Source organism: Flavobacterium sp. (genome assembly GCF_049590715.1).
In the GTDB taxonomy this organism is placed as follows: Bacteria; Bacteroidota; Bacteroidia; order Flavobacteriales; family Flavobacteriaceae; genus Flavobacterium.
In genome coordinates this window covers 1-6,179 of the sequence record NZ_JBAWDL010000223.1, presented here as the reverse complement: position 1 = coordinate 6,179, position 6,179 = coordinate 1, and the positions used below count along the sequence as shown (strand labels likewise).

Here is a 6,179-nt window from a genome sequence, read left to right as displayed (position 1 = left end):
AAAAGCGTATTAGCTAAAATTTCCGAACGTAGTGGATTTCAGTTTAAAACTTTAAATAATACAATTACCGTATTAAAATCTACTGTTCAAATAATTTGCAAAGGAAAAGTAGTTGATAAAAATGGTTTTTCTCTACCTGGTGCTACTATCATGGAAAAAGGAACTCAAAACAGTACAACTACTGATTTCGATGGTAATTTCTCGCTAACATTATCCAATAAAAACGCTTCCTTGGAGGTTTCTTATATGGGATACATCACTCAAACTGTTGCAGCAACTCTAGGAACAGTTCAAGAAATTATTTTACAAGAGAATGTTAATGCCTTAAATGAAGTGGTGGTAACTGCATTAGGGATTAAAAGAGAAGAGAAAAAACTTGGTTTTTCTCAAGTTACTATTGGAAAAGAAACTTTGGCACAAACGATGCCTAACAACTGGTCTTCAGGATTGCAAGGTAAAGTAGCAGGTTTAAACATTATATCATCAGGTTCTGGACCATTAAATTCGCAACAAATAACGTTAAGGGGAAATAACTCTTTAGACGCCAAAGGCAATAATGCACTTATAGTTGTAGATGGTGTTCCAGTAAACAGTGAAATGACAACATCTGGTTCCTCTAACTCTTATATTGGTGAAGATTCTCCGATAGATTATGGTAACGGTATATCTGACCTGAATTTAGAAGATATAGAAAGTGTAACTGTACTAAAAGGACCTGGAGCTACCGCACTTTATGGAAGTCGTGCTGCCAATGGTGCTTTAATTATTACTACAAAATCAGGAACAAAATCTAAAGGTTTGGGAATTAATTACAACTCAAGTGTGAGTTTTGATGTCATTCAGCGTTGGCCTGATTGGCAATATAAATACGGACAAGGAACAGGAAAAAGTTTTGATAAACAAGGAAATCCATATTATTCATATATTGCTTCAGCAGATGGAGCTAATACAGGAAGTACAAGTAGTGCTTGGGGACCTGAATTCAAAGACCAATCTTTTTTCCAGTACGATCCAACTTTAGAAGGACAATCTGCTCAACGTGAATTATGGCAGCCTTATTCAGACAATCGAAAAGATTTTTGGAGAACTGGAATTACTACTAATAATAACATTTCTATTCAAGGTGGTGATGATAAAGGTTCTATGCGTCTTTCATTAGGACATTCTAAAAACGAATGGATTATGCCTAATACAGGTTATGAAAGAATTACAGCTTCAATAAATACAAATTATCAAGTTTCACAACATGTAAAAATTGGATCTGTCATAAACTATAACAATAGAACCAGTGATAATTTACCTAGTACAGGATATAATAATGGCTCTATTGCTTATTTTATGATTTTTCAAAATCCCAATGTAGATTTAAATTGGTATAAACCTATTTGGAAACAAGGACAAAACCAAATTCAACAAATTCAACCTTTTAGTTCTTTTATTGACAATCCATATTTAATTGCTTACGAGGCTACAAATCCTTTAGCAAGCAATCAAATAGTGGGGAATATTTTTAGCGAAATTCAATTAGCTTCTCATCTAAAATTAATGCTAAGAACTTCCATAAATACGTATTTCCAAGAAAGAGAACAAAGACGTCCCTATAGTATCAACCGTTATAAAAAAGGGTTTTATGAAACACAAGATATTTGGAAGCAAGAATTAAATTCCGATTTTTTATTGAGTTATGATAGTAATAGCAGCAAAAAACTTTCATTTTCTAGTTCCTTAGGAGGAAATGCAATGGATTACAAATACCGCAGAACAGATGCTTTTGTAGATGGCTTAGTTGTACCAGATGTATATAAAATAGCCAATGGTGTAAATAATGCCATTGTAAGACCGGATGATAGAAATAAAAAAGTAAATAGTCTGTATGGATTAGTAACAGTATCATTTGACAATAAAGTATTTTTAGATCTTACAGGACGAAACGATTGGTCCAGCACCTTACCAATAAAGAATAACTCGTTCTTTTATCCATCTGCTAATGCGAGTTTCATCATTTCAGAAATTTTCAATTTACCCGAAGCATTAAATTACGTAAAATACCGCTTCTCTTATGCTCAAGTAGGTAATGATACAGAGCCATATAAAACAAGTAAATATTATGAACCTAATAATTTCCCAAGTTCTGCTTCATTAAGTACGGAATTATATAATGCTAATTTCAAGCCAGAAATAACCACGAGTTATGAAACAGGTATTGAAGGACGTTTTTTTAACAACAGAATTAATCTTGATGCGACGGTTTACGAAACAAATACAAAAAACCAAATTACCTCAGTGCCTTTAGATATCACAACAGGATATAGCAACGCAATTTTGAATTCAGGTGAAGTCCGTAATCGTGGAATCGAATTAACATTGGGAGGGAAAATTATAAAAAATAAAAATTTTGGTTTGACTAGCACATTAACTTGGTCTAAAAACTGGAATAAATTACTATCTCTTGCAGATGGTATTAACAATGAGCAAGTGATTGGCAGTGGTGGAACAGCCACATTGTTAGCAAAAGTGGGTGGTACAACTACAGCTATTTATGGTTATGGTTTTTTACGTTCACCTGAGGGAAAAATTGTTTATGATAAAGGTTTACCAGTTTCCCCAACCGATGTTCAATACATAGGTGATGCCAGTCCAGACTGGAAAGCTGGATTGAATAATAGTTTCCGTTACAAAAATGTAACATTGAATGTTACGATAGATGGTCAGTATGGAGGAATAATTTATTCCCAAACGCATCACAAAAGCATGGAACAAGGAAAATTAACCTCTACTTACATGGGTCGTGAAGAAGGTTTTATTATTGGGGACGGTGTGGTTTTAAATGCAGATGGTTCTTATTCTCCAAATACAACCAAAGCAATAACACCAGATTGGTATGCAAGTTATTACCGTCGTGCTAATATAGAATCCAATTCCTTTGACGCTTCATTTGTAAAATTAAGAGAAGTAAGCATTCAATTTGATTTTTCTAAACGACTAGTAGCAAAAATGGGACTTACAGGTTTAAGTCTATCCGTTTTTGGAAGAAATTTAGCCATGCTATCTGATTTTCCTATTTATGATCCTGAAACAGCAGCTTTAAATGGGGATACTATTTTACCTGGTATTGAGATGGGGCAAATGCCTTCTCCTGCTACTTATGGTTTTAATTTAAAAGTAAATTTATAATATAAAAAAAATGAAAACATTAAAATATTTAGTATGTACATTTCTTTGTCTAAATATACTAGCGTCTTGTACAGGTAATTTTGAAGAAATTAACAAAGATCCTATTCGTATTGTAGATATAAGCCCTGGTTCCTTAATCAATCCTATTATTTATGGCATAGCCAGCCATAACGCTACGAGTAGTGCAAATATCAATTTTGATTTAATGCAAGTTTCAGTTCCTTTCCCAAGTGTTTCTGGTGGACTTCATCGTTATGACGTTAGTCAAAATATTGGTAATTCATCTTGGAGCACCTATTACAAATGGCTGAATAATATTAAAGATATGCGCACAGCATCAGTAAAAGCTGAAGATAAAAACTATGAAGCCATAGCTTTAACATTAAATGCTTTAGTATATTCTAACTTGACAGATCTCTTTGGTCCTGTACCTATGACAGATGCTGTAAAAGGCGAAGAGGGAATATTATATCCTGCTTTTGATTCTCAAGAATTTATATACGAAACCATTTTAGCCGACTTGGAAAAAGCAAATGCGATGTATGACACTAAAAAAGTGATGCCTTACGCAAGCGACATTCTTTTCAATAACGATGTCAAAAAATGGCAAAAATTCACCAATTCTTTGCATCTAAGACTTTTATTACGCATCTCAAATAGGACAGAAACCAATGCTTTTCAAAAATTAACAGCAATGGTCAATAATCCTACCACTTATCCTGTATTTACAACCACAGCAGAATCAGCAATCTTACAAGTTACTGGCGTTACACCGAATGTTTCTCCGTGGGGAAGACCACAAGATTTTAGATTGAATGTTAAAATTGGCTCTTTTTTCATAGACAACTTAAACAGTTTTCAAGATCCAAGATTACCGTTCATTGCTACTACTGCCACCAGAATTGTAGACAAAGTGGATATAGGATATAAAGGAATTCCTAGTGGATTTGATGGACCTGAATCTCAGTTTACTTATGATGCTTCTACTTATAATATTACACAAGTAGAAAACCCAATGCAAATTTTCCTTTTAACGTATGCTGAGGTTGAATTTATTAAAGCTGAATTAGCACAACGTGGTTATTTTACGGATGCAGAAACTCATTATAAAAACGGTGTGAAAGCAGGTATCGAACAATTAAAAGCAGTAATGCCCACTAATTATTTTGATAATGCGGCTGCGGCCTACAATGGTACTTTGGATCGAATAATGCTTCAAAAATATTATGCACTCTATTTTGTAGATTACCAACAATGGTTTGAATACAGACGTACAGGGTTACCAGTTTTACCAACCACTGATGCAATGCTTAACGATAAAAAAATGCCTTCTCGCTTTTTTTATCCAACGAATGTTCAAATTAAGAATGCAGTAAATTATAAAAAAGCTGTGGAGATGTTAGGTGGACCAGATAATATTAACACAACCGTTTGGTGGGATAACTAATTTAAAAAAAGATGAAAAAAACATTTTTATGTGTAAGTGCTTTACTCGTAACATTTAGTATTTCAGCACAAAATAAAGTTTCAGGTTATGTATTTAATGATTTAAACAAAAACAATAAAAAAGAATCTAAAGAATTAGGTATTGAAAATGTTTCTGTGACCAATGGAGAGCAAGTTGTTCTAACGGATAAAAACGGAAAATACGAACTCCCATTAGGTACTGATAATATTATTTCAGTTATTAAACCTTCAGGGTATTTGGTGGCAACTAATGCTAATAATTTGCCTCAATTTTTTTATAACTATAAGCCAAATGGTTCTCCGGATTTAAAATTCAAAGGGGTTGCTCCTACTGGAAAATTGCCTAAATCGGTGGACTTTGGATTAATCCAAAAAGACGAAACTGAAGAATTCACCACCCTTGTTTTTGGTGATCCGCAACCGTACACTTTAGAAGAAGTTGCCTATTTCAAAAAAGGAATTGTCTCTGAAGTGGAAGCCATAAAGAATGTTTCCTTTGGTCTTAGTTTGGGTGATTTAGTAGGCAACGATTTAAGTTTGTTCACTCCTTATATAGAAGCTGTAAAAGCAGTTGAAATCCCGTGGTACAATGTCATGGGGAATCATGACATGAATTTTGATGCAAAAACAGATAATCTAAGTGATGAAACTTACGAAGCTCATTTTGGGCCTGCAAATTATGCCTTTAATTGTGGGAAAGTCCATTTTATCGTATTGGATGATATATTGTACCCAGATCCCAGAGATTCGCAAGGCTATTGGGGTGGCTTACGGGAAGATCAGTTGAATTTTGTAGAAAATGATTTGAAACATGTCCCAAAAGATTATTTAATTGTATTGGCATTTCATATTCCGTTGAGTGAACCTGAAGATGATTCCTTCAGAGATGAAGATCGCAATACCTTATTCAAATTGCTTAAAGATTTCCCTTACACGTTATCACTTTCAGCACATACTCACATTCAGCGTCAAGATTTCTTTGGTAAAGAAGAAGGTTGGCTTCAAGAGAAACCACATCATGAATACAATGTTGGGACAACTGCTGGAGATTGGTATTCTGGAAAATTAGATGAAAAAGGGATTCCTATTTCAACGATGCGTGATGGTACACCAAAAGGCTATGCTTTTATTCATTTTAACGGTAATCAATATAAAGTGGATTATAAAGTTGCCAATAAACCGAAGGAGTTTCAAATAGAAATTTTTGCTCCAAAAGTAGTCGCTAAAGGACGTAAAACACATGCAGGAATTTATGCCAATTTTTTTATGGGAAATTCAAACGATATTGTACGGTGTCGAATTGATGGAGGTGAATGGAAACCAATGAATTATGTAAAAGAGCACGACCCATCGTATGTTTCCTTAGTTAATGAATGGGATACTAAAACTGAATTGATGGCTGGACGCCGTTCCTCAAATCCTATCATTTGCAAACATCTATGGCAAGCGGAGATACCAACAAAACTAGATGTTGGTGAACATAAAATCGAAGTAAAAGCTACTGATATGTATGGAAAGGAATTCGTTGAAACAAGTTC

At 34.0% G+C, this 6,179-nt stretch carries 3 protein-coding genes; all 3 read left to right on the top strand.

The features are described 5' to 3' along the window. A partial coding sequence (locus tag WBQ70_RS10340; RefSeq protein ID WP_423913754.1) for a SusC/RagA family TonB-linked outer membrane protein occupies positions 1-3,174 on the top strand: 3,174 nt, incomplete at its 5' end. Positions 3,175-3,184: 10 nt separating this feature from the next. Then, entirely contained in the window at positions 3,185-4,621 is a 1,437-nt protein-coding gene (locus WBQ70_RS10335; RefSeq protein ID WP_423913752.1) for a SusD/RagB family nutrient-binding outer membrane lipoprotein, read from the top strand. Between the two features lie 11 nt (positions 4,622-4,632). Continuing rightward, on the top strand, positions 4,633-6,179 hold a 1,547-nt coding region (locus tag WBQ70_RS10330), incomplete at its 3' end, for a calcineurin-like phosphoesterase C-terminal domain-containing protein (RefSeq protein WP_423913750.1).